Source organism: Micromonospora sp. CA-244673 (genome assembly GCF_050948395.1).
Lineage (GTDB): Bacteria > Actinomycetota > Actinomycetes > Mycobacteriales > Micromonosporaceae > Micromonospora.
The window spans coordinates 4,460,993-4,483,833 of sequence record NZ_CP192019.1 but is presented as its reverse complement, the minus strand read 5'-3'; the positions used below and the strand labels follow the sequence as shown (position 1 = coordinate 4,483,833).

General features: G+C 75.3%; 23 protein-coding genes, 1 pseudogene and 1 riboswitch. Of the genes and pseudogenes, 16 read left to right on the top strand and 8 right to left on the bottom strand.

Features of this window, described 5'->3' with window-relative positions; translation table 11 throughout:
• The first annotated feature begins 78 nt into the window (after positions 1-78).
• The 5 genes from ACQP12_RS20910 to ACQP12_RS20890 all read left to right on the top strand — a co-directional run bounded on the left by ACQP12_RS20910 (position 79) and on the right by ACQP12_RS20890 (position 3,480).
• Positions 79-474: a TOBE domain-containing protein gene (locus tag ACQP12_RS20910; protein WP_357943476.1), complete on the top strand. Its 396-nt coding sequence runs from the start codon at positions 79-81 to the stop codon at positions 472-474.
• On the top strand, positions 471-1,250 hold the full coding sequence (modA, locus tag ACQP12_RS20905) for a molybdate ABC transporter substrate-binding protein (protein WP_433281240.1): 780 nt from the start codon (positions 471-473) through the stop codon (positions 1,248-1,250). Before ACQP12_RS20910 ends, modA begins: the two co-directional genes overlap by 4 nt.
• Positions 1,247-2,047, top strand: coding sequence for an ABC transporter permease (locus ACQP12_RS20900; RefSeq protein ID WP_357943472.1), 801 nt, complete (start codon positions 1,247-1,249; stop codon positions 2,045-2,047). The genes modA and ACQP12_RS20900 overlap by 4 nt, the downstream gene beginning before the upstream one ends.
• A complete protein-coding gene (locus ACQP12_RS20895; RefSeq protein ID WP_433281238.1) occupies positions 2,044-3,105 on the top strand; it encodes an ABC transporter ATP-binding protein in 1,062 nt (353 codons plus the stop codon). Before ACQP12_RS20900 ends, ACQP12_RS20895 begins: the two co-directional genes overlap by 4 nt.
• A 96-nt stretch (positions 3,106-3,201) precedes the next feature.
• Entirely contained in the window at positions 3,202-3,480 is a 279-nt protein-coding gene (locus tag ACQP12_RS20890; RefSeq protein ID WP_357943470.1) for a hypothetical protein, read from the top strand.
• Between the two features lie 19 nt (positions 3,481-3,499).
• Here ACQP12_RS20890 and ACQP12_RS20885 read toward each other — a convergent pair whose 3' ends face one another.
• Positions 3,500-5,260 (bottom strand): sulfatase, encoded by a 1,761-nt coding sequence (locus tag ACQP12_RS20885; RefSeq protein ID WP_433281235.1) that lies wholly within the window; start codon positions 5,258-5,260, stop codon positions 3,500-3,502.
• Positions 5,261-5,520: 260 nt separating this feature from the next.
• A pseudogene (locus tag ACQP12_RS20880) lies at positions 5,521-6,363 on the bottom strand (CDP-alcohol phosphatidyltransferase family protein); the annotation flags it as partial.
• Positions 6,364-6,416: 53 nt separating this feature from the next.
• On the opposite strand from ACQP12_RS20880, the gene ACQP12_RS20875 reads away from it, so the two are divergent.
• The 7 genes from ACQP12_RS20875 (at position 6,417) to ACQP12_RS20845 (ending at position 12,067) form a co-directional block, all read left to right on the top strand.
• Positions 6,417-7,394 (top strand): dehydrogenase, encoded by a 978-nt coding sequence (locus ACQP12_RS20875; RefSeq protein ID WP_433281233.1) that lies wholly within the window; start codon positions 6,417-6,419, stop codon positions 7,392-7,394.
• A gap of 4 nt (positions 7,395-7,398) precedes the next feature.
• Complete coding sequence (locus tag ACQP12_RS20870) at positions 7,399-7,797, top strand: 6-pyruvoyl trahydropterin synthase family protein (protein WP_091259060.1); 399 nt, start codon at positions 7,399-7,401, stop codon at positions 7,795-7,797.
• Positions 7,798-7,801: 4 nt separating this feature from the next.
• Entirely contained in the window at positions 7,802-8,839 is a 1,038-nt protein-coding gene (locus ACQP12_RS20865) for a glycosyltransferase family 4 protein (protein ID WP_433281231.1), read from the top strand.
• Positions 8,836-9,648 carry an SAM-dependent methyltransferase gene (locus tag ACQP12_RS20860; protein ID WP_433281229.1) on the top strand — a complete coding sequence of 271 codons (813 nt, stop codon included), beginning with the start codon at positions 8,836-8,838 and terminating at the stop codon, positions 9,646-9,648. Before ACQP12_RS20865 ends, ACQP12_RS20860 begins: the two co-directional genes overlap by 4 nt.
• 52 nt (positions 9,649-9,700) lie before the next feature.
• The gene (locus tag ACQP12_RS20855; RefSeq protein WP_433281227.1) at positions 9,701-10,678 is read left to right on the top strand and encodes a lysylphosphatidylglycerol synthase domain-containing protein; all 978 of its coding nucleotides are present in this window, start codon (positions 9,701-9,703) and stop codon (positions 10,676-10,678) included.
• A 67-nt stretch (positions 10,679-10,745) separates the two neighbouring features.
• A complete protein-coding gene (locus tag ACQP12_RS20850; protein ID WP_433281226.1) occupies positions 10,746-11,381 on the top strand; it encodes a GTP cyclohydrolase II in 636 nt (211 codons plus the stop codon).
• Entirely contained in the window at positions 11,378-12,067 is a 690-nt protein-coding gene (locus ACQP12_RS20845; RefSeq protein WP_433281224.1) for a RibD family protein, read from the top strand. Before ACQP12_RS20850 ends, ACQP12_RS20845 begins: the two co-directional genes overlap by 4 nt.
• 55 nt (positions 12,068-12,122) lie before the next feature.
• On the opposite strand, the gene ACQP12_RS20840 is transcribed toward ACQP12_RS20845, so the two are convergent.
• The 6 genes from ACQP12_RS20840 to ACQP12_RS20815 all read right to left on the bottom strand — a co-directional run bounded on the left by ACQP12_RS20840 (position 12,123) and on the right by ACQP12_RS20815 (position 17,756).
• Positions 12,123-13,235 (bottom strand): FUSC family protein, encoded by a 1,113-nt coding sequence (locus ACQP12_RS20840; protein ID WP_433281222.1) that lies wholly within the window; start codon positions 13,233-13,235, stop codon positions 12,123-12,125.
• Between the two features lie 156 nt (positions 13,236-13,391).
• On the bottom strand, positions 13,392-14,147 hold the full coding sequence (locus tag ACQP12_RS20835; protein WP_433281220.1) for an amino acid ABC transporter ATP-binding protein: 756 nt from the start codon (positions 14,145-14,147) through the stop codon (positions 13,392-13,394).
• Entirely contained in the window at positions 14,144-14,923 is a 780-nt protein-coding gene (locus tag ACQP12_RS20830; protein WP_433281218.1) for an amino acid ABC transporter permease, read from the bottom strand. The genes ACQP12_RS20835 and ACQP12_RS20830 overlap by 4 nt, the downstream gene beginning before the upstream one ends.
• Positions 14,924-14,977: 54 nt before the next feature.
• Positions 14,978-15,835 carry an ABC transporter substrate-binding protein gene (locus ACQP12_RS20825; RefSeq protein ID WP_357943447.1) on the bottom strand — a complete coding sequence of 286 codons (858 nt, stop codon included), beginning with the start codon at positions 15,833-15,835 and terminating at the stop codon, positions 14,978-14,980.
• 101 nt (positions 15,836-15,936) lie between these two features.
• Positions 15,937-16,068: a hypothetical protein gene (locus ACQP12_RS20820; RefSeq protein WP_255474577.1), complete on the bottom strand. Its 132-nt coding sequence runs from the start codon at positions 16,066-16,068 to the stop codon at positions 15,937-15,939.
• Positions 16,069-16,100: 32 nt separating this feature from the next.
• A riboswitch (SAM riboswitch) is annotated at positions 16,101-16,212 on the bottom strand.
• Positions 16,213-16,280: 68 nt separating this feature from the next.
• The gene (locus tag ACQP12_RS20815; protein WP_433281215.1) at positions 16,281-17,756 is read right to left on the bottom strand and encodes an NAD(P)/FAD-dependent oxidoreductase; all 1,476 of its coding nucleotides are present in this window, start codon (positions 17,754-17,756) and stop codon (positions 16,281-16,283) included.
• Positions 17,757-17,953: 197 nt separating this feature from the next.
• Here ACQP12_RS20815 and ACQP12_RS20810 point away from each other — a divergent pair, with 197 nt between their 5' ends.
• From ACQP12_RS20810 to ACQP12_RS20795, 4 genes are all read left to right on the top strand, one after another.
• Complete coding sequence (locus tag ACQP12_RS20810; protein ID WP_433281213.1) at positions 17,954-19,225, top strand: hypothetical protein; 1,272 nt, start codon at positions 17,954-17,956, stop codon at positions 19,223-19,225.
• 79 nt (positions 19,226-19,304) lie between these two features.
• Positions 19,305-20,453 (top strand): GTPase HflX, encoded by a 1,149-nt coding sequence (gene hflX, locus ACQP12_RS20805; protein ID WP_433281211.1) that lies wholly within the window; start codon positions 19,305-19,307, stop codon positions 20,451-20,453.
• A gap of 50 nt (positions 20,454-20,503) precedes the next feature.
• Entirely contained in the window at positions 20,504-21,082 is a 579-nt protein-coding gene (locus tag ACQP12_RS20800) for a PadR family transcriptional regulator (protein WP_433281209.1), read from the top strand.
• Positions 21,079-22,800: an acyl-CoA dehydrogenase family protein gene (locus ACQP12_RS20795; protein ID WP_433281207.1), complete on the top strand. Its 1,722-nt coding sequence runs from the start codon at positions 21,079-21,081 to the stop codon at positions 22,798-22,800. The genes ACQP12_RS20800 and ACQP12_RS20795 overlap by 4 nt, the downstream gene beginning before the upstream one ends.
• The last annotated feature ends 41 nt before the right edge of the window (positions 22,801-22,841 follow it).

The window sequence follows — 22,841 nt, the reverse complement described above, 5'->3', positions numbered from 1 at the left end:
CCGCGGCCCCTCGCTCCTGGTGGATGCGAGGGGCCGCGCGGCTTCACACCCGCACCTGCGAGCCGCTAGGGTGGCCGCGTGACGGTGTTCCGGATCGGCGAGGCCGCCGAACTGCTCGGGGTCAGCGCGGACACGGTCCGCCGCTGGATCGACGCCGGGCGGTTGCCCGCCACCCGCGACGAGCACGGCCACCGGGTGCTCGACGGCGCCGACCTGGCCGCGTTCGTCCGCGCACCGGGCCACCCCGAGCTCTCCTCGGCCCGCAACCGGCTGCGCGGCATCGTCACGGCCGTCGTCAAGGACACCGTGATGGCCCAGGTCGACATCCAGGCCGGGCCGTTCCGGATCGTGTCGCTGATGAGCCGCGAGGCGGTCGACGACCTCGACCTCCAGGTCGGCTCGGTGGCCGTCGCCGTGATCAAGTCGACCACCGTCGTGGTGGAGCGCGCGCCGAAGGGGAGGACCAGCCCGTGACCGCACGGTGGAAACGCGCCGCCGTGGCCGGGCTGGCCGCGCTGACCCTGGGCGCCGCCGGCTGCGGCGCCGGCGACGACCCGGCCGCCGGCACGGGCGGCACGGTGACCGTCTTCGCCGCCGCCTCGCTCACCGGGTCCTTCACGAAGCTCGGTAAGGACTACGAGGCCGCCCACCCCGACACCCGGGTCGTCTTCAACTTCGCCGGCAGCTCGGCGCTGGCCACCCAGATCACCCAGGGCGCGCCGGCCGACGTGTTCGCGGCCGCCTCGCCGGCCACCATGAAGACCGTCACCGACGCGGGCGACGCCGCCGGGACACCGGCCGTCCTGGTCCGCAACCAGCTCGTCATCGCCGTACCCAAGGGCAACCCGGACCGGGTCGCCGGCCTGGCCGACCTGGCCCGGCCCGGGGTGAAGGTGGCGCTCTGCGCCGAGCAGGTGCCGTGCGGCGCGGCGGCGCGGACCGCCCTCGCCGCGGCCGGCGTGCGGCTCACCCCGGCCACCCTCGAACAGGACGTCAAGGGCGCCCTCGCGAAGGTGAAGCTGGGCGAGGTCGACGCGGCGCTGGTCTACCGCACCGACGTGCGGGGCGCCGCCGAACTGGACGCCGTCGAGTTCCCCGAGTCGGCCCGGGCGGTCAACGACTACCCCGTCGCGGTCCTCACGCACGCCGCCAACCCGGCCGGGGCCCGCGCCTTTGTCGACTACGTCCGCTCCGCCACCGGCCTGGCCGTGCTCACCGCCGCCGGGTTCCAGGCCCCGCCGAGCCGGTGACGCGACCCCCGCGCCGCCGGCAGCGGGTGCCCCTGGCCCTGCTGCTCCCCGCCGGGCTCGGCCTGCTCTTCCTCGTCCTGCCGCTGGCCGGGCTGCTGGTCCGGGCACCCTGGACCACGCTGCCCCGGCGGCTCGCCCAGCCCGGCGTGCTCACCGCGCTGCGGCTGTCGCTGGAAACCGCCACCGCCGCCACGCTGCTCTGCGTCGCGCTCGGCGTACCCCTGGCCTGGCTCCTGGCCCGGGTCGAGTTCCGCGGCCGGCGGCTGGTCCGCGCGCTGGTCACCGTGCCGCTGGTGCTGCCGCCGGTGGTCGGCGGGGTGGCGCTGCTGCTGGTCTTCGGCCGGCGCGGGCTGCTCGGGTCCTGGCTGGACGCCACCTTCGGGGTGAGCCTCCCGTTCACCACCGCCGGGGTGGTGCTGGCCGAGGCCTTCGTGGCCATGCCCTTCCTCGTCATCGCCGTCGAGGGCGCGCTGCGCGGCGCCGACCCCCGCTACGAGGAGGCGGCGGCCACCCTCGGCGCCGGGCGCTGGACCACCTTCACCCGGGTCACCCTGCCGCTGGTCGCCCCCGGGGTGGCGGCCGGCGCGGTGCTCTGCTGGGCCCGCGCGCTCGGCGAGTTCGGCGCCACCATCACCTTCGCCGGCAACTATCCGGGCCGGACGCAGACCATGCCGCTCGCCGTCTACCTGGCGCTGGAGACCGACGTGCAGGCCGCCATCGTGCTCAGCCTCATCCTGCTCACCGTCTCCGTGGCCATCCTGGCCGGGCTGCGCGACCGCTGGGTCGGTGTGACGTGACGGCCCCGCCTCTGCTCGACGCACACCTGGTCGCCGACCGGGGCGCGTTCCACCTCGACGTCCGGCTGCGCATCGGCGCCGGGGAGGTGGTGGCGCTGCTCGGCCCGAACGGGGCCGGCAAGACCACCGCGCTGCGGGCCCTCGCCGGGCTGCACCCGCTCGGCGCCGGGCACCTCACCCTCGGCGGCGTCGACCTCGACCGCCCCGACCGGCGGGTGTGGACGCCGCCCGAGCGGCGCCCGGTGGGCGTGGTGTTCCAGGACTACCTGCTCTTCCCGCACCTCAGCGCGCTCGACAACGTGGCGTTCGGGCCGCGCCGCCGCGGCGCCGACCGGCGGGCCGCCCGGGCCCGGGCGCAGGGCTGGCTGGACCGGGTCGGCCTGGGCGGGCAGGCCCGGCACAAGCCACGCCAGCTCTCCGGCGGGCAGGCCCAGCGGGTCGCCCTGGCCCGCGCGCTCGCCGTCGAGCCCACCCTCCTGCTGCTCGACGAGCCGCTCGCCGCGCTCGACGCCGGGACCCGGCTCGACACCCGCGCCGAACTCCAGCGCCACCTCGGCGCGCACCCCGGCGCCACCCTGCTGGTCACCCACGACCCCCTGGACGCCCTGGTGCTCGCCGACCGGCTGGTCATCGTCGAGCGGGGGCAGGTGGTCCAGGAGGGCGACGCGGCGAGCGTCACGGCCCGCCCCCGCACCGACTACGTGGCCCGGCTGGTCGGGCTCAACCTGCACCGCGGGCAGGCCGACGGGCACGCCGTCACGGTCGGCGGACTCACCCTCACCACGGCGGACACCGTACGGGGAGAGGCGTTCGTCGCGTTCCCGCCGGCCGCCGTCGCGCTGCACCGGGCCCGCCCGGACGGCAGCCCCCGCAACGTCTGGCCGGCCACCGTCACCGGGGTGCAGCGGCACGGCGACAACCTGCGGGTGCAGCTCGCCGGGCCGGTCGACGTGGCCGCCGACGTCACCCCCGCCGCGGCCGCCCACCTCGGGCTGCGCCCCGGCCAGCCGGTCTGGGCGGCGGTCAAGGCCGCGGAGACCCGCGCGTACCCGGCGTGACGCACGCCGCTGGTCGCTCCGTCCCGGCCGGTGGGAGGTTTGACGCCGGCCCGGCCGGTCACTGAACAGGGAGAGCGATCACGAAGGGGGAACGGGGTGCCCGAGACGACACGGTTCCGGTCCAGCCAGGACGTCGACCTGCCGGACGACGTCACCGACCCGCTGCTCTGGCGGACGGCGTACGACGTGGCCGCCGCGCACCAGCCCGACGCGGCGGGGCGCTGCACCAGCCTGCTGTGCGCCGGGCGGAGCGCGCCCTGCGAGCCGATGGACAACGCCCGCCGGGCGATGCGGCTGGCCCGCGGCGGCACGCGGCGCGCCGAGTTCCGCGAAACCCGCGGCCGGACCGCCCGCGACCGGCGCCGGGCGGCCTGAGCCGGTCCGGGGCGCGGCCTCAGTGCTCGGGGGAGAAGGCGGCGAGGAAGCGGTCCCGGAAGGCGTCCATCCGCCACACCGGCGCCTGCGGGCCGGGGCGCAGCCCGTCCTGCCAGCCCCAGTCGGCGACCCGGTCCAGCACGGCCGGGTCCTTCGCCACGATGGTGATCGGCACGTCGTGACCGGCGCCCTCGCCGGTCACCGAGGCCGCCGGCTGGTGGTCGCCGAGCACGACCAGCACCAGGTTGTCCCCGCCGGAGGTCAGCACGTACGACACCAGGGTGCCGAGGCTGTACTCGATGGAGTGCGCGTAGTCGGCGCGGACCTGGGCGGCGTCCCGTTGCCCGATGTCCCGGTTGCCCGCGGTGCTCGTGGACGCCGTGTGGAAGATGGTGCCGTCGCCGACCGCGGCCCAGGGCACCGGCTTCGGGATGGCCGACCAGGGGGAGTGGCTGGACACCAGCGGGATCTCCGCCATCAGCGGGGCGTGCGGGCGGTCCCGCTCCAGCCGCTGGAAGGTGGCCAGGGTGTACTGGTCGGGCATCGGCGCGTAGCTGAACTTCGGGCCCTGATAGGCCAGCTTCTCGGCGTCGTAGTACCGGTCGTAGCCGAAGAACTTCCCCTCCGGCCAGGGCTGGGTGGCGGCGGGGAACACGCCGACGGTCTGCCACCCGGCCCGGTGGAACGCGCCGCCCAGGGTGAGCCGGTCACCGGCCAGCAGGTCCCGGTGCCGCTGGTCGTTGTCGATCCACAGCCCGGAGAGCAGGGTGGCGTGCGCCAGCCAGCTGCCGCCGCCGAAGGTGGGCGAGGTGAGGAAGCCGCTGCGGGCGTCGTAGCCGGCCGCCCGCAGCCGGCGGTAGCCGTCGTCGAGCACCGCGTTCACGCCCGGCGCGAGCGCCGGGTCCTCCACGGCGTCCCGGCCGTAGCTCTCCACGAAGGTGACCAGCACGTCCTTGCCGCGCAGCCCGGTCAGCAGCCGGTCGCCGGACACGTCCCGGTAGGCGTCGGCCGTCAGCTCCCCGGCGAACGCGGCCCGGTCGCGCAGGCCGGCCCGCACCTGGCCGACGTGCGACGCCACCAGGGTGCTCGCCGTCCGGTCGGCGACCGGCACGCCGGCGGCGAGGCGTACCCCGAACAGGGCGCAGCCCAGCCACAGCACGGCCAGCGCGGCGACCACCCGCGCCGCGCCGGTGCGGTGCCGCGCCACGAGCCGGGTCAGCCGCCGCGCCGCGAGCGCCACGAGCACCGGCAGGCCGGCCACCAGCAGCACCACTCCGACCGCCGCGGCGACGGCGGTGGCCCGCCCGGCCGAGTCGGCCAGGTAGCCGTAGCCGTCGTCGAACAGCCTCCAGTCGAGCAGCACGTCGAACGGACGGTCCCGGGCCACGAAGAACCCCGTGTCCAGCATCTTGACCACGGTCAGCAGGCCCAGCACCAGGCCGAGCGCCACGGCGGCCGGCCGGCGGGCCCGGTCCGGCAGGACGAGCAGCAGCGCCACCGCGACCAGGGCCTCCACCGGGATCCGCAGCACCGCCTCCGGCCCGGCCTGGGCCAGCCGGTCCGGTGCGACCAGCGCCGCCACCACCAGCAGCGCGGCCAGCCCGGTGAGGACCCCGGCGGCGGCCCGACGGGTCGGCGAGGCGCGCCGCGTCGGACCGGCGGGCAGCGCCGCGTCGCCGGGTGGCGCGGCGTCCTCGCCCGGTGTCGGCGGGGAAGCCTCGGTGTCCAGGGCGGGGGTGGCCGGTCCGGCCGGCCGGCGGAGACGGATGCGCAGTGCCACGGCGGGGGTCCTTCGGCGAGGGGAGGGAGGGGTCAGGCCGGCTGGTGGGCGACGATCCGGACGGCCACCGGCACCGGACGCGCGGGCGGGTGCGCCGGCGGTGCGCCGGGAGCGCCCGCGCCGGCGGGCGCCCACCGCACCGGGCCGGCCACCGCGGGACCGGGCACCCGGGCCGGCAGGTCGGCCGGACCGGTGCCGGCGGTCCAGGACGGGACGGCGCCCGCGCCGGGCCCGAGGCCCAGCGCGGATCCGCCGCCCAGGACGCCCGGCGCGGCCACCACGGGTCGGACGCCCGGCGCGGGCAGCGTGGTCGAGGTGGGGGTGGCGGCGGCCGCCGCCGGGACGAGCTCGACGGCCGGGACGGGCCGGGCCCCCGGGGCGACCGGGCGGCGCCGCCACAGCCAGGTGACGTCGCGGGCGAACGACTCGACCAGCAGGACCAGCGCGCCGGCGACCAGCGCCCCGGTGGCCGCCGGCGGCAGCAGGCCGCTCGCCGCCACCGCGAGCACCACGCCCTGCGTCGCCGCGACCACCTTCCGCCAGAACCGGGGCGGCAGCGTGCCGCTCATCCAGGGCAGCGGCCAGCTCGCCGCCACGAAGGCGTACCGCATCCCGCCGATGACCAGCACCCAGGCACCGACCGACGGGGCGAGGTGCACGCTGAGCACCAGGAGCAGGAAGGAGTCGACCTCCATGTCGAAGCGGGCGCCCAGCGCGCTCACCGTGCCGGTGCGCCGGGCCACCTGGCCGTCCACCGCGTCCAGCGCCAGCGCCACCGCGGTGAGCGGGACCAGCACGGCCACCGGCGCCGGCCCGCCGTCGACGACCAGGGCGAGCACCCCGCCGACCAGCAGCGCCCGGGCCAGCGTCACCCGGTCGGCCGGGCCGAGCCGGTCCGCGCCGGCCGCCCGCAGGCCGCGCCGGAGCAGCCCGCAGACCACCCCGGCGTACGCGAGGCCGGCCAGCCAGCCCGCCACGCCGAGGCCCACCGTGCCGGCGAGCCCGGCCAGCAGGACGAACTGCACGATCAACCCGACCAACGGGCCATTTCGAACCGTGGACACCCTGCCTCCGTGTCTATGATCGACAACCCTGTCAGTCATCACGGGAAATTCGGCCGTCCGGTTCGGTCCGGATGCGGAAAAGAGGAGAATTCGTGACCGGTGAGGCTCGCGCCTTCTGGCTCCGCGCCCCCGGCGAGGGTGAGCTCCGCCCGGTCGCGCTCGCTCCGCCCGGCCCCGGCGAGGTGCTGGTCCGCGCCCGCTACTCCGGCGTCAGCCGGGGCACCGAGACCCTGGTCTTCACCGGCCGGGTCCCCGCCGACCAGCACGCCGCCATGCGCGCCCCGTTCCAGGAGGGCGACTTCCCGGCCCCGGTGAAGTACGGCTACCTGAGCGTCGGCACCGTCGAGGCCGGGCCGGCGGAGCTGCGCGGGCGTACCGTCTTCTGCCTGCACCCGCACCAGACCGCGTACGTCGTGCCGGCCGACGCCGTGGTGGTCGTACCCGATCAGGTGCCGGCGGCCCGCGCGGTGCTGGCCGGCACCGTGGAGACCGCGGTGAACGCGCTCTGGGACGCCGCGCCGCTGGTCGGCGACCGGGTCACCGTGGTCGGCGGCGGCATGGTCGGCTGCTGCGTGGCCGCCGTGCTGGCCCGTTTCCCCGGGGTCCGCGTCGAGCTGGTCGACGCCGACCCGGCCCGGGCGGCGGTGGCCGCGGCGCTCGGCGTCGACTTCGCGCTGCCCGCCGACGCGGCCGGCGACCGGGACCTCGTGGTGCACGCCAGCGCCACCGCCGAGGGGCTGCAACGCGCCCTGGAGCTGCTCCGCCCGGACCGCACCGTGCTGGAGCTGAGCTGGTACGGCGACCGCCCGGTCACCCTTGCCCTGGGCGGGGCGTTCCACTCGAAGCGGCTGGGCATCCGCAGCAGCCAGGTCGGCACGGTGTCGCCCCGGCGCGCCGACCGCAGCTACGCCGACCGGCTCGCGGTGGCCCTGGACCTGCTCGCCGACCCGGCGTTCGACGCCCTGCTCACCGGCCGGTCCCGCTTCGCCGACCTGCCCGACGTGCTGGACCGGCTCGCCTCGGGCCGGCTCCCCGCGCTCTGCCACCTCATCACCTACGACGAGGAGTGATCTCGTGTTCAGCGTCACCGTCCGGGACCACATGATGGTCGCCCACAGCTTCCGCGGCGAGGTGTTCGGCCCGGCCCAGCGGCTGCACGGCGCGACCTTCGTGGTCGACGCCACCTTCCGCCGGCCGGAGCTGGACGCCGACGGGATCGTGGTCGACATCGGCCTGGCCACCGAGCAGCTCAAGGCCGTGCTCGGCGCCCTCACCTACCGCAACCTGGACGACGAGCCGGACTTCGCCGGGGTGAACACCACCACCGAGGTGCTGGCCCGGACGGTGGCCGACCGGCTGGCCGAGGCGGTGCACGACGGGCGGCTCGGCGAGGGGGCGCGCGGCCTGGCCGGGATCACGGTCACCCTGCACGAGTCGCACGTCGCCTGGGCCAGCTACGAGCGGTCGCTGTGACCGGATGACGGTCGTGCACGTGGTGCTGCCGGGCGACATCGACGACCCGGCGAGCCCCAGCGGCGGCAACGGATACGACCGCCGTGCCTGTCACGAGCTGGCCGCGCTCGGCTGGAGCGTGCGGGAACACCCGGTGCCGGGCGGCTGGCCGCACCCGGGGCCGCCGGACCGGGCCGCGCTGGCCGGGGTGCTCAGCGCGCTGCCCGACGGCGCGGCCGTGCTGCTCGACGGGCTGGTGGCCTCGACCGTGCCCGAGGTGCTGGCCGCGCACGCCCGGCGGCTGCGCCTCGTGGTGCTCGTGCACCTGCCGCTGGAGGACGAGGTCGAGGGCCGGGCCCTCGCCGCGGCGACGGCTGTCGTCACCACCAGCGAGTGGACCCGCCGCCGGCTGCTCGATCGCTACCGGCTCGCCGCCGGGCGGGTGTCGGTCGCCCCGCCCGGGGTCGACCCGGCGCCGGTCGCCCCCGGCTCGCCGGACGGGGCCCGGCTGCTCTGCGTCGCGGCGGTCACCCCGCTCAAGGGGCACGACGTGCTCGCGGCCGCCCTGGCCCGGGTCGCCGACCTGCCCTGGACGTGCGACCTGGTCGGCCCGCTCACCCGCGCCCCGGACTTCGTCGCGCGGCTGCGCCGGCGGCTCGCCGGCGCCGGCCTCGCCGACCGGGTCCGACTGGCCGGCCCGTGCACCGGCGCCGACCTGGCCGCCGCGTACGCCGCCGCCGACCTGCTGGTGCTGCCGTCGCGCCGGGAGACCTACGGGATGGTGGTGACCGAGGCGCTGGCGCGGGGCGTACCGGTGCTGGCCAGCGACACCGGCGGCCTGCCCGGGACGCTCGGGCGCGCCCCGGACGGCGACCGGCCCGGCCTGCTGGTGCCCCCGGCGGACCCGGCCGCGCTGGCCGGCGCGCTGCGCCGCTGGCTCACCGAGCCGGACCTGCGGGACCGGCTGCGCCGCGCCGCCCGGCAGCGGCGGGACACCCTCACCGGCTGGCCGGTCACCGGGGACCGGCTGGCCGCAGCCCTCAAGGAGGCCACAGCGGCATGACCACCTCGCTCCTTCCCCCCGACTTCGCGGACTGGCTGCGGCTGCGTGAACCCGCCGACGCGGCCGCCCGCTCGACGGAGCTGCTCGACGCGGTCCGCGACGGGCTGCCCGCCGACCGGCCGCTGATCGTGCACGACCTGGGCAGCGGCACCGGGTCGATGGCCCGCTGGCTCGCCCCGCGCCTGCCCGGCCCGCAGCGTTGGGTGCTGCACGAACGCGACGCCGACCTGCTGGCGCTGGCCGCCGCCGGGGAGGTCGCCGCCGCCGACGGCAGCCCGGTCACCGTGCTGACCCGCGACTCCGACATCACCCGGCTGGACGCCGCGGACCTGGCCGACGCCCACCTGGTCACCGCCTCGGCGCTGCTGGACATGCTCACCGCCGAGGAGGTCGAACGGATCGCGGCTGCCTGCGCCGGCCACCCCACGCTGTTCGCGATCACCGTGCTGGGCCGGGCCCGGTTCACCCCCGCCGACCCGCTCGACGCCGAGTTCGAGGCCGCGTTCAACGCCCACCAGCGGCGCACGGCCGACGGTCGCGCCCTGCTCGGTCCGGACGCCGTGGACGCCACCGTGCCGGCCTTCCGCCGCCGGGGCGTGGCGGTGCGGGTCCGGCCCAGCCCGTGGCGTCTCGGACCGGAGCAGGCCGCGCTGACCGCGGAGTGGCTGGTCGGCTGGCTCGACGCCGCCGTGGAGGAGCGGCCGGACCTGGCCGGTGTGGCCGGGGCGTACCGGGATCGGCGGCTCGCCGAGGCGGCGGACGGCCGGCTGCGGGTGGTGCTGCACCACGCCGACCTGCTCGCCGGGTGAACCGGACCGGCCCACGGCACGTGACAACAGATGGACCGAGGGAGGACCACTCTTGTCACACGCCGCCGTCGCCGGGCCCGTCCCGGCCGCCGCGTCCGCGCCCGCCCGGTCGTTCTGGGCCTGGGCCCGCCCGCTCGCCGGGCTCGCCGTGCTCGCCGCCCTGGTCTGGTCGGTGGGCACCGGCCCGTTCCTGGCCGGTCTGCGGCTGATCGACGCGCCGGCGCTCGCGGCCGCGCTCGGGATCGGCGCGATCACCACGATCTGCTGCGCCTGGCGCTGGTCGCTGGTCGCCGGCGGCCTGGGCGTACGGCTGCCGCTGCGGGCCGCGGTCGCGCACTGCTACCGCGCGGTCTTCCTCAACTCCACCCTGCCCGGCGGGGTGCTCGGCGACGTGCACCGGGCGGTCCGGCACGGCCGGGACGCCGGGGACGTGGCCCGGGGCGTCCGCGCCGTGGTCTGGGAACGCACCGCCGGCCAGGTGGTCCAGCTCGTCATCGCGGTGGCCGTGCTGGCGGCGCTGCCGTCCCCGGTCCGGCCGTACCTGCCGGCGGTGGCCGCCGGGCTGGCGGCCGTCGCGCTGGCGCTGGCACTGGCCGCCCGGGCGGTGCCCCGCTCCGGGGCGTCCCGCTGGGCCCGCGCGGCACGCACCGCGGTCGCCGACGTCCGGGCCGGGCTGCTGGCCCGGCGCACCTGGCTGGGCGTGGTGGCGGCCTCCGCCGTGGTGGTCGCCGGCCACCTGGCCACCTTCGTGGTGGCGGCGCGCACGGCGGGCGCCGACGCGCCGCTGTCCCGGCTGGTGCCGCTCACCCTGCTGGCCCTGCTCGCCATGGGGCTGCCCACCAACGTGGGCGGGTTCGGGCCGCGCGAGGGGGTCGCGGCCTGGGCGTTCGCCGCGGCCGGCCTCACCGCCGCGCAGGGCGTCGCCACCGGCACGGTCTACGGGGCGCTGGTCCTGGTCGCCAGCCTGCCGGGCGCCGTGGTGCTGCTGATCCACCGGCGTCCGGCCCCGGAGCCCGGCGACTGTCGGTGATCCCGCCTACGGTGAGGGTGCGAGGTGTGCGTTGCCGGTGTTCCGGCAGCCCGGACTGAGGAGAAGCATGGACGAAACTCTGCCCGCCGCGACGGTCCGGACCCAGGTGACGGTCCCCCTGCGGTTCCCGGACGGCTACGTGACCACCGCCCGGGTGCACTCCTTCCACGGCCTCGTCGACGGCCGCGAGCACCTCGCCATCGGGCTCGGTGAGCGGCGGGACCCGGACACCTCCCCGCCGCTGGTCCGCCCGCACAGCGAGTGCCTGACCGGGGACGTGTTCGGCAGCCAGCGCTGCGACTGCGGCCCGCAGTTGCGCGAGGCGGTCGAGCGGATCGCCGAGGCCGGCGGCTACCTGCTCTACCTGCGCCAGGAGGGCCGGGGCATCGGCCTCTACGCCAAGCTCGACGCGTACGCCCTGCAGGACGGCGGCCTGGACACCTACGAGGCCAACGTGGCGCTCGGCCGGGGCCCCGACGAGCGCGACTACACGGTGGCCGCGCAGATGCTCGCCGCGCTGGGCGTGACCCGGGTGGCCCTGCTCAGCAACAACCCGGACAAGGCCGACCAGCTGGAACGGCTGGGCGTCTCGGTGGTGGACCGGGTGCTCACCGGCGTGCACCTGTCCCCGGCCAACGCGGGCTACCTGGCCGCCAAGGTGACCCGCGCCGACCATGCCCTCGACCTGCCGTTCGTGCCGTGACCGCCCGGCCGTACGTGCTGCTCAGCTGCGCCATGTCGATCGACGGCTACATCGACGACGCGACCACGGAGCGGCTGCTGCTTTCCAACGACGCCGACCTGGACCGGATCGACGCGGTGCGGGCCGGCTGTGACGCGATCATGGTGGGCGCCGCCACGGTCCGCCGCGACGACCCCCGGCTGCTGGTGCGCAGCGAGCGGCGGCGGGCCGAGCGGGTGGCGCTCGGCCTGCCGCCGTGCCCGGTGAAGGTCACGGTCACGGCCAGCGGCGACCTCGACCCGACCGCCCGGTTCTTCACCATGGGCGACGGGGCGAAGGTGGTCTACTGCCCCGGTGGCGTGGCCGAGAAGACCCGGGAGCAGGTGGGCGCGGTGGCCACCGTGGTCGACGCGGGTGATCCGGTCACCCCCGAGGCGGTCCTCGCCGACCTGGCCGGGCGGGGCGTCGGCCGGCTCATGGTGGAGGGCGGGGGCACCGTGCACTGCCAGTTCCTCACGGCCGGCGTCGCCGACGAGCTGCACCTGGTGGTCGCGCCGTTCTTCGTGGGCGACGGCCGGGCGCCCCGGTTCGTCGGGGACGGCCGCTTCCCGTGGCATTCCGGTCGCCGGGCCCGGGTCGTCGAGGTACGCCAGATCGGCGACGTGGTGCTCACCCGCTACGCCCTCTCCGACCGCTGCGAGGTGTAACGGCGCGCCCGACCGGTGTGCCGCGACCCCCGTCAGCTCGGTGACGCGCGGCCGGTCAGGATGCCGGCGTCGGCAGGCCGAGCGCCTCGTCGACGCGGTTGAGCACCGCCACGTCGTCGGTGCCGAGACCGCGCAGCAGGTCGATGGCGGTGGACCGCACCTGCCCGATGATCATGACGACGGGCAGCGGCGGGTCGGACTCCAGCAGCTTCGCGCCGAGCCGCACCGCGGCCAGCGCGGCCTCCTCCGCGCGCCCCGCGTGCCGGTCGGCGGCCTGGCCGGTCAGGTCGGTGGCCAGGGCCGCGCCGGCGGCGCGTACCGCCTCGGCGAGCGAGCGGATCGCCGCGCCCAGTTCGCGGGGGACGGCCGTGTGCAGCCGGGCCAGCGTGACCCCGTTGCGGGCCAGCACCCGGATGTTGCGTACCGCGTAGTCGAGCTGCCGGGCGGTGGCCTCGACCTGTTCGAGCTGGCCGAGGTGACGGCGGCGGCGGACCCGTAGCCGCAGCGTCTCGGCGCAGGCCCGCACCGCGGACCGAAGGCGTTCCACGCAGCCGTCCACCTCCCGGGCCCGGTCCAGCGCCGCCTGGGCGGCCTCGGCGTCACAGCGGTCCAGCGCGGCGTTCACCCGGTCGAGCAGGTCGGCGAGGTCGGCGTACGTCCGGCGGGCCTCGGCGACCAGCGGGGCCAGTGGGTCCCGGGCCACCACGAGCTGACTGGCGGCGAGGGCGACCGCCCCGCCGATCAGCGCGTCGACGAACCGGAACGGGGTGAACTCGCCCTTCGGCGCGGCGACCACCACCAGGTAGAGCGCGGAGACGGTGGTCTGGATGACCAGGGTGCTGCTCGCCCCGGCCGCCACCGTGACGCCCAGGGTGAGCAGCAGGACGAGGAGCATGGTCGCCGTGCCGGGGCCGAGGGCGTGCACCACCAGGTCGGCGACGAGCACCCCACCGGCCACCCCGAGCACCAGCTCGATGGTCTGCCGTACCCGCTGGCCCCGCGATTCGCCGAGCACGATCAGCGCCGCGCTCGGCGCGAAGAACGGGTCCGGGTGGCCGATCAGCCGCGCGGCGATCAGCCAGGCCACGGTCGCGGCGAGCGCGGCCTCCACCACCGGCACCCACGCCTGTCGCAGCCGCCCCACGGCGGCCTTCCACCATTCGCGCACCGGCGCCGTCCTCCTCTGACGGACCGGCGCACCCACGGAATCTCCGCTCCGGCCGTAGCTGCTCCTACCCCGGAAGTTGATCGTCGTAACCGGACCGTCCACTCCGGCGACGACCGCTGCGCGGCCGGGACGGGGAACGGGGCCGGGCCGCCGGAGTCAGAGCACCTGGGACAGGAAGCGGCGCAGCCGCGGATGTTCCGGAGCCTCGAAGACGGCGGCCGGCGGGCCGGCCTCCAGCACGACGCCGCGGTCCATGAACGCCACCGTGTCGGCCACCTCGCGGGCGAAGCCCATCTCGTGGGTGACCACCACCATGGTCATGCCGGCGGCCGAGAGGTCGGCCATCACCCCGAGCACCCCCTTGACCAGTTCGGGGTCGAGCGCCGAGGTGGCCTCGTCGAAGAGCATCACCTGCGGCCGCAGCGCGAGCGCGCGGGCGATGGCCACCCGCTGCTGCTGCCCGCCGGAGAGCTGCGCCGGCCGGGAGTCGGCCTTGTGGGCCAGCCCGACCAGGTCGAGCTGGGCGCGGGCGACCTGCGCCGCCTCGTCCTCGGAGAGCTTCTTGAGCCTGCGCAGCGCGAGGGTGAGGTTGCGCAGCACGGTCATGTGCGGGAAGAGGTTGAACTGCTGGAACACCATGCCGATCCGCTGGCGCAGCGCGTCCGGGTCGTCGCCCAGCACGCTGCGCCCGTCCAGCAGCACGTCACCCCGGTCCGGCTCGATGAGCCGGTTGATCGTGCGCAGCAGCGTCGACTTGCCGGAGCCGGACGGGCCGATCACGCAGGCCGTCCCGCCCCGGGCCACCTCCAGGTCGGCGCCGCGCAGCACCTGGTGCTGCCCGAAGGCCAGGTGCACGTCGCGGACGGCCAGGCTGACCGAGGTGTCGGTGGCGCTGGCGGTGGCGGTGCTCATCGCGGGTCCTTTCCGTTCGGCGCCGGCGAGCCGGCGGGGTCGAGCTCGACGTCGAGGTCGGGGGCGGCCACCGCCCGGCCCTGCCGCAGCCGCCGGTCGATCCAGTTGACCGCGTGGGTCAGCGGCACGGTCAGCACCAGGTAGAACAGGCCGGCCAGCAGCAGCGCGGACTCGTTGCCGGTGGTGGCCGCGTAGTCCTGCCCGATCCGGAACAGCTCGCGCTGGCTGGCCACCAGGCCGAGGAAGTAGACCAGGCTGGAGTCCTTGATCAGCGCGATGAGCTGGTTGACCCAGGCGGGCAGCACCCGGCGTACGCCCTGCGGGACGATCACCAGGCGCATGGCCTCACCCCAGGAGAAGCCGAGCGCCCGGGCCCCCTCCAGCTGGGCGGCCTCCACGCTCTGGATGCCGGCCCGGAAGATCTCGCCGATGTAGGCGGCGGCGATCAGCGACAGCGCCAGCACGCCCAGCGGGTACGGGTTCGGACCCCACACCTGCATGCCCAGCGGCGCCAGGCCGACGCCGATGAGCAGGATGGTCGCCGCCGCCGGCAGGCCGCGGAACACGTCGGTGTAGACCCGCGCCGGCCACCGCAACCAGCGGGTACGCGAGATGCCCGCGACGGCCAGCAGCATGCCCAGCACCGAGCCGAGCAGGGCGGCGGAGACCGCCAGGATCAGCGTGTTGGGCAGCCCGACGGTCAGCATCTCGGGCAGCGCCTCGCGCATGGCGTCCCAGTCGAAGAAGGTCTCCCACAGGGTGCTCAGTGGATCCATGTCTCCGTCCGCCCCACTCGTCTCCGTTGTTCCGGTGTCTCCGTCGTGATCCGGTCAGGAGGCCGCCGACGGCGACGGCACGGCGACCGTGCCGCTGCCTGGCTTGAAGTCGGCCGGGATGGGCCGACCCGGGTAGTACTGCGCCTGGAGCCTGCTCCAGGTGCCGTCGGCGATCACCTCGTCGAGGGCCTTGTCCAGCGCCTCGCGCAGCTTGTCGTTGCCCTTGGCCACCGCGTACGCGGTCGGGGCGGGGCTGAGCTGCTTCGCGGCGACCGTGATCTTGCCCTTGCTGTCCGCGGCGGATGTGTCGCCGATCTCGGCCGGGGCGATCCAGGCGTCGGCGGTGCCGGCCTTGAGCTGGTTGATCGCGCCGTTGTAGTCCGGCACCCGGACCGGGTTCAGGTTCTCCCGGGTGGCGTAGTCGTCCTGCACGGTGCCCTGCACGACCACCACCCGCTTGCCGGTGAGCTGGTCGAAGCCGGTGATCGGGGAACCGGCGGGCACGTCCAGCCCGAAGTAGCCGAAGTCGTAGCCGTTGCCGAAGTCGACGGTCTTCTTCCGGGCCTCGGTGATGGTGATGGAGGAGCTGCCCACGTCGAACTTGTGGTTGTTGACCTGGGCGAGCAGGGCGGAGAAGTCGGTGCCCACGAACTCCACCTTCAGGCCGGCCTTCGCGGCGACCGCGGTGAGCAGGTCGTTGTCGAAGCCGGTGAACTTGCCGTCCTTCAGGTAGACGTTCGGCGGGGCGTCGGTGAGCGTGCCGGCCCGCAGCACGCCGGCCTGGAGCAGGCCGTACGGGTTGGCGGCCTCGCTGGTGGCGCCGTCGTCGCCGCAGGCGGTGAGGGCGGTGGCGGCGAGCACGGCGGCGGCGCCGAGCGCGGCGGCGCGGGTCAGGGCGGTACGGAATCGCACAGGAGTCTCCAGGGTCTCAGGCGGCATGGGCGCACGCCGCCGACGGCGCGCCCCGAATCGGGCGGGCCGGAAGGGATGGTGCGGAAGTGGGGGAGTGGCGCTCAGCGCGCGTCGGGGCGGCGACAGGCGTCGCTGCACACCCGCATGAGGTCGACGTGCCGCCGCTTGACCAGCGCGAAACGCGCCGGATAGGCGATGCCGTCGGCGGGCGGGGTGCGGAGCTGAGCAGACATGGTTCCCTCGGGTCGGTGATGACCTGGGTACCAGGCCACGCTTGCACCGGGCGGCTGCCGGTGCCTGGTCCTCACCCGGGGCACCCCACCGCGGAGGAGGGTTGCCGGCCAGCGAGCCGGGGCTTGGCGCTGGCGCTCATGACCTGCCGAGAAGGCTAGCAGGAGGCCGGCCCCGGCCGTCCAGCCGTTATGACCACGCTCACGCCCGGACCTTACCGGCGGGCCGGCATGACCGGCGCGTCCCGCCCGGTGCCGTGCCGCGACGGCGTCCGGTGCTCGTGGTAGTCCTGCTCGACGTTGACCGTCCAGACGTCGTGGCCGGCGTCGTGGGCGATGTTCTCGGCGGCCAGCATCGCGGTGAGCATCGAGTGGTCGGCGTTGTTGTAGCGGTGCATCCCGTTGCGCCCCACCGGGTGCACGTTCGGCACCTCGCGGGCCAGCCAGCCGCGGATCACGTCCACGTTGTGCTGGTAGCGCTCGTCGTAGACCGGGTACGCCTTCGGCATCCGGACCACGTAGCCGGCCTCCACGCAGCCGGGCCGGACCAGGCCCAGCCGCTCCAGTTCGGCGGTGGCGAAGGCGACCAGGTCCGCGTCCGGGGTCCGCCACATCTCGTCGTCCTCGAACACGAAGTACTCCAGCCCCAGGCAGGTCCGCCCGTCCTTGACCAGGTGCGGCGACCAGGAGCCGAAGTTCTGGATCCGGCCCACCTTGGCGGCCGGGTCGTGCACGTAGATCCAGTTGTCCGGGAAGGAGAACTCCTCGGGCACCACCAGCGCGACGGTCAGGAAGTCCCGGTACCGCAGGTCGTCGGCGGCGGCCCGCACCTCGGCGGGGGCCTCGGGGCGCATGGCGCGCACCAGCGCGGAGATCGGCATCGAGGAGATCACGTGGTCGGCCGGCTCGGTGTGCTCGCCGTCGGCGTCGGCCACCGTGACGGCGGTGGCCCGCCGCCGCGCCGGGTCCCGGTGCACCTCGGTCACCCAGGTGTTGGTGCGCACCGTGGCGCCGCGCTTCTCCACTTCCTCGGTGCAGCGTTCCCACATCATCCCGGGGCCGTGCTTCGGGTACTGGAACTCCTCGATGAGGCTGGTCACGTCCTTGCGGTTGCGCTTGGGCAGCAGCGCGTTGAGCACCGCGGTGGAGAGCGACAGGTTCTTGATCCGCTGGGCGGCCCAGTCGGCCTGCAACCGGTCGGCCGGCATCCCCCAGACCTTCTCCGTGTAGGTCTTGAAGAAGATCGAGTAGAGCCGCCAGCCGAACCGGGCCGACACCCATCCCTCGAAGTGCGACTGGTCCTTCGGCGGGCGCAGCCGGGCCCGCCCGTACGACCCGACGCAGCGCAGCGCCTCCAGCAGGCCGAGGTTGCGCAGGGCGTTGCTCGCGTTGAGCGGGTAGTCGTAGAGCGCGCCCCGGTAGTAGATCCGGCTCATCCGGGGCCGGAGCAGGAAGTCCTCGTCGGGCAGGATCTCGTGCCAGAAGTCCTCCACCCGGGAGACCTTCGTGAAGAACCGGTGCCCGCCGATGTCGAAGCGCCAGCCGTCCCGCTCCACGGTGCGGCTGATCCCGCCGACCACGCCGTCGGCCTCGTAGACCCGGACCGGCTCGCCGTGACGCAGCAGCTCGTACGCGGCGGTCAGCCCCGCGGGCCCCGCCCCGATGACCACGGTCCCGTTGCCGTCACCCATGCCGTCCGCGCCCCCCGCTGCCAGCCTGCCGATGAGGCAGCGCCCTTACCCGTCCTGGCCGCCGACTCACCTGCGGCGGCGATCCGCCGCCGCAGGTCACCCGTTAGGGTCGGGCGGGTGTGAACCGGGGCGCAGCGGGGAAGCGCGGACGGTTTCCCGGTCCGGGGGTCGGTCGCGGGGCGACCGGTGGGAGCGGGATGGCGGACGAGCGGCGGGCCGGGACGGCGGACGTACCCGGTCCGGACCTGCGGCCGGACGCACGCGCCCGGCTGGCCTCGGCGGGCCGGCGGCTGGCCGCGGGGATCCCCGCGCCCTGGGGCTTCGTGGTCGCCGTCTTCGTCGGCACGAAGGTCGTGCTCAGCCTGGTCGGCGTGCTGGTGCTGACCGCGTGGGACGGGGTGCCGGGCGCGCCGCCCGCCGACGAGGCGATGATGCGGACCCAGCAGGACCACATCTCGTCCCACCGCTGGTTCTCGCTCTGGTTCGCCTGGGACTCGTTCCTCTACGACCACCTGGCCCGGCTGCCGCTGGACCGGCCGTGGAACGACTTCGGCTTCCCGCTGCTCTACCCGTTCCTGGCCCGGCCCCTCGCGCCGCTTCTCGGTGGGCACACCGCCTGGGCGCTGCTGGTGGTCGCCAACGTGGCGCTGCTGTTCCAGCTCTGGTTCGCGTACCGGCTGGGGGCCCGGCTGCTCGGCGCCGACGACCCGGACGCGGCCGGCGCGGACGGCCGGCGGGCCGTGCGGTACCTGCTGCTCCTGCCGACGGCGTTCCTGTTCCAGGCGGCGCTGACCGAGTCGCTCTTCGTCTGCCTCGCCCTGGCCGCGTTCTGGTACGCCGAGCAGCGCCGGTGGCTGGTGGTCGGGATCGTCGGCTACTTCCTGGCGATGAGCCGCTCGGTCGGCTTCGTGGTGGTGATCCCGCTGGCCCTGGTGCTGCTGCGCCAGCACGGCTGGCGCCTCGACCCGCGAAGCCTCGCGCGCTACCTGCGGTTGGGCTGGCCGCTGCTGCTGGTGCCGGCCGGCTGGCTGACCTTCATGGCGTTCTGTCGCTGGCAGAGCGGCGACTGGTTCGCCTACCAGCACGCCCAGGAGAAGGGCTGGGGGATCCGGGTGCAGAACCCGCTCGGGGTGGCCGGGTCGGCGCTGGTCGGCGACAACTCGGCCAACGCGTTCCGGGTCTGGATCGCCGTGGCGATGCTGGTCGTGGCGGTCGTCGGGCTGCGCCGGCGGGCCGACTGGCCGTACCTGGTCTACACCGTGATCGTGGTGCTCGTGCCGCTGTCGATGGGGCCGCCGGTGTACAAGAGCCTGCTGCGCTACCTGCTGGCCGCGTTCCCGGTGGCGCTGGTGCTGGCCCGCTGGGCCCGCCGGCCCGGCCTCGACGGCTGGCTCACGGCCGGGCTGGCGCTGCTCCAGGGCGCGCTGTTCGCCGTCTGGCTGACCTACTGGACCCACCTCATCATCTGACCGCCGCCCGGCCCGCCCGCGTCGCATGGTCGGGCGCTCCGCGGGTAGCTCGAACCCAGGCGGACGAGCGAGGTGGGCGATGGCCGGCACGTGGTTGATGGGCGCGGGCGCCGCGACGTCGGGGCGGCGGCCGACCGCCGTCCTGGTGGCGGTGCACCCCGAGGACGGGGACGGCAGCGGGCCGGGGAGCGAGACCTCGCTGGCCGAGCTGAGCCGCCTGGCCGACACCGACGGGCTGGCCGTCGCCGAGTCGGTGGTGCAGAACCGGACCCGGCCCGACCCGGCCACGTACGTCGGCTCCGGCAAGGTGGACGAGCTTGCCGCGGTGGCCGAGCGGACCCGGGCCGACGTGGTGATCGCCGACGGTGAGCTGAGCCCCGGTCAGGTGCGCAACCTTGAGGAACGCACCGGCGTGCGGGTGGTCGACCGGACCGCGCTGATCCTGGACATCTTCGCCGAGCACGCCCGCACGAGCGAGGGCCGGGTGCAGGTGGAGCTGGCGCAGATCGCGTACCAGCTGCCCCGGCTGCGCGGCGACGGCCGCGCGCTGTCGCGGGTGGGTGGTGGTCGGATGGCCGGCGGCGCCGGCATGGGCGTCCGCGGCCCCGGCGAAATGAAGCTGGAGACCCAGCGCCGCCGGCTGCGGCAGCGGGCCACCCGGTTGCGGGGCAACGTGCGCGAGCTGGCCCGGCGGCGGGAGCGCAACCGCGGCCGGCGGGCCCGCAACCGGGTGCCCTCGGTGGCCATCACGGGCTACACGAACGCCGGTAAGTCCGCCCTGCTCAACCGCCTCACCGGGGCCGACGCGCAGGTCCAGGACGTGCTCTTCGCCACGCTCGACCCGACGGTGCGGCGGATCTCGACCGGCGACCTCACCTACACGGTCACCGACACGGTCGGGTTCGTCCGGCACCTGCCCCACCAGTTGGTCGACGCGTTCCGCTCGACGCTGGAGGAGGTGAGCGGCAGCGACCTGGTGCTGCACGTGGTGGACGCCGCCGCGCCGGACGCGCTGGAGCAGATCACCACCGTGCACGGCGTGCTGCACGAGATCGGCGCCGGGGACGTGCCCGAGCTGCTGGTGCTCAACAAGATCGACGTGGCGCCTCCGGAGTGGGTGGACGCGCTCTGCCGCGCCTGTCCCGAGGCCGTGCCGGTGTCGGCGCTGACCGGCGAGGGTGTGGACCGGCTGCGCGTCGAGTTGGCCGCCCGGCTGGGCCGCGGCTGACCGAAGCTCAAGTCTTGCTATGCAACTCGTTGCATAGCAAGATGGCCGGCATGTCGCTGGAGCACGCCATCCTCGTCTCGCTCCTGGAGCAGCCCGCTTCCGGCTACGAGCTGGCCCGGCGCTTCGACCGCTCGATCGGCCGCTTCTGGACCGCCACCCACCAGCAGATCTATCGCGTCCTCAAGCGGATGGAGCACGACGACTGGCTCACCGCCGAGGAGGTCGGCCAGGAGGGGCTGCCGGACAAGAAGCTCTGGACGGTCACCCCCACCGGCCGATCCGCCCTGGTCACCTGGCTGCGCGCCCCGGTGCAGCCGGAGGCCGTCCGGCACGAGCTGGCCGTCAAGATCCGCGGCGCCGCGTTCGACGACGCGGCCGGCCGCGCCGCCCTGGTCGCCGAGGTCGAGCGCTACCGCGCCGACCACGCGGCCACCCTCGCCGGCTACCTGGCCGGCGAGCGCCGCGACTTTTCCGACCCCGACGCCGCGGACGCCCGCGCGGCCCTCCAGCACGTCGTCCTGCGCGGCGGCATCGCGTACGAGCGGATGGTGCTGGCCTGGCTCGACGACGTCCTCGACACCCTGCGCCACCTCGACCCCGCCACAACCGGTAGGAAGGCGACCCCGTGACCGACCCGCTGCTGTTCCACCCGCACCGCTACGACCCCGCCCACCTCGACGAGACCTCCCGGCGGCTGCTGCGCGCCACGATCGACTGGTTCGAGTCCCGGGGCAAGCGGGCCCTGGTGGACAGCTACAACCACCACGAGTGGTACGCCGACTTCCTCGACTTCGCCGCCAAGGAGGGGCTCTTCGCCACCTTCCTCACCCCGGCCGCGGACGGCGGCGGCGACCCGGACAAGCGCTGGGACACCGCCCGCAACGCGGCGCTCAGCGAGATCCTCGGCTTCTACGGCCTCGGCTACTGGTACACGTGGCAGGTCACCGTGCTCGGCCTCGGGCCGGTCTGGCAGAGCGGCAACGCCGCCGCCCGGGCCCGCGCCGCCGCGCTGCTCGACGAGGGGCACGTCATGGCGTTCGGCCTCTCCGAGCGGCCGCACGGCGCCGACATCTACTCCACCGACCTGCTGCTCACCCCCGACGGGGACGGCAGCTTCCGGGCCACCGGCGGCAAGTACTACATCGGCAACGGCAACGTCGCGGGCCTGGTGTCCGTCTTCGGCCGCCGCGCCGACGTCGAGGGCCCCGAGGGATACGTCTTCTTCGCCGCCGACAGCCGGCACCCCGCGTACCGGCTGGTCCGCAACGTGGTCAACGCGCAGATGTACGTCAGCGAGTTCCGCCTGGAGGACTACCCGGTGCGCGCCGAGGATGTGCTGCACACCGGCCCGGCCGCCTTCGACGCCGCGCTCAACACCGTCAACGTCGGCAAGTTCAACCTCTGCACCGCCTCCATCGGCATCTGCGAGCACGCCATGTACGAGGCGGTCACCCACGCCCATCAGCGGATCCTCTACGGCCGGCGGGTCACCGACTTCCCGCACGTGCGCCGCGAGCTGACCGACGCGTACGCCCGACTGGTGGCCATGAAGCTGTTCAGCGACCGCGCCGTCGACTACTTCCGCTCGGCCGGCCCCGACGACCGGCGGTACCTGCTGTTCAACCCGATGACCAAGATGAAGGTCACCACCGAGGGCGAGAAGGTCATCGACCTGCTCTGGGACGTCATCGCCGCCAAGGGCTTCGAGGCCGACACCTACTTCGACAAGGCCGCCAAGGACATCCGCGGCCTGCCGAAGCTGGAGGGGACGGTGCACGTCAACCTGGCGCTGATCCTCAAGTTCCTGCCGAACTACCTGTTCCGGCCGGCGGAGCACCCGCCCGTGCCGACCCGGCGTGACCCGGCCGACGACGAGTTCCTCTTCGCGCAGGGCCCCGCCCGCGGCCTCGGCGCCATCCGCTTCCACGATTGGCGCGCCGCCTACGACGCGCACGCCCACGTGCCCAACGTGGCCCGGTTCCGTGAGCAGGCCGACGGGCTGGCCGCCCTGCTCGCCGCCCACGCGCCGGACGAGGCCCAGCAGCGGGACCTGGACTTCCTGCTCACCGTCGGCCAGCTCTTCGCGCTGGTCGTCTACGGGCAGCTGATCCTGGAGCAGGCGGAGCTGACCGGTCTGGACGCCGACCTGCTGGACGAGATCTTCGACCTGCTGGTCCGGGACTTCTCCGCGTACGCCACCGAACTGCACGGCAAGGCGGCGACCACCGAGGCGCAGGCGGCCTGGGCCCTGGCGCACCTGCGCCGCCCGGTCACCGACGCCAACCGCGCCGGCCGGGTGTGGCAGCGGGTGGTGGCCCTTGCCGGCGCGTACGAGATGCGCCCCTGACCGGTGGAAAGGGGGCGCCCTCCGGCGCCCCCGCCCGGTAG

Coding starts and splice junctions, on each gene's coding strand:
- ACQP12_RS20865 (WP_433281231.1), top strand. CDS start 7,802: ATGACGGTCGTGCACGTGGTGCTGCCGGGCGACATCGACGACCCGGCG.
- ACQP12_RS20810 (WP_433281213.1), top strand. CDS start 17,954: ATGGCGGACGAGCGGCGGGCCGGGACGGCGGACGTACCCGGTCCGGAC.
- hflX (WP_433281211.1), top strand. CDS start 19,305: ATGGCCGGCACGTGGTTGATGGGCGCGGGCGCCGCGACGTCGGGGCGG.
- ACQP12_RS20835 (WP_433281220.1), bottom strand. CDS start 14,147: ATGAGCACCGCCACCGCCAGCGCCACCGACACCTCGGTCAGCCTGGCC.
- ACQP12_RS20830 (WP_433281218.1), bottom strand. CDS start 14,923: ATGGATCCACTGAGCACCCTGTGGGAGACCTTCTTCGACTGGGACGCC.
- ACQP12_RS20850 (WP_433281226.1), top strand. CDS start 10,746: ATGGACGAAACTCTGCCCGCCGCGACGGTCCGGACCCAGGTGACGGTC.
- ACQP12_RS20815 (WP_433281215.1), bottom strand. CDS start 17,756: ATGGGTGACGGCAACGGGACCGTGGTCATCGGGGCGGGGCCCGCGGGG.
- ACQP12_RS20800 (WP_433281209.1), top strand. CDS start 20,504: ATGTCGCTGGAGCACGCCATCCTCGTCTCGCTCCTGGAGCAGCCCGCT.
- ACQP12_RS20860 (WP_433281229.1), top strand. CDS start 8,836: ATGACCACCTCGCTCCTTCCCCCCGACTTCGCGGACTGGCTGCGGCTG.
- ACQP12_RS20820 (WP_255474577.1), bottom strand. CDS start 16,068: ATGTCTGCTCAGCTCCGCACCCCGCCCGCCGACGGCATCGCCTATCCG.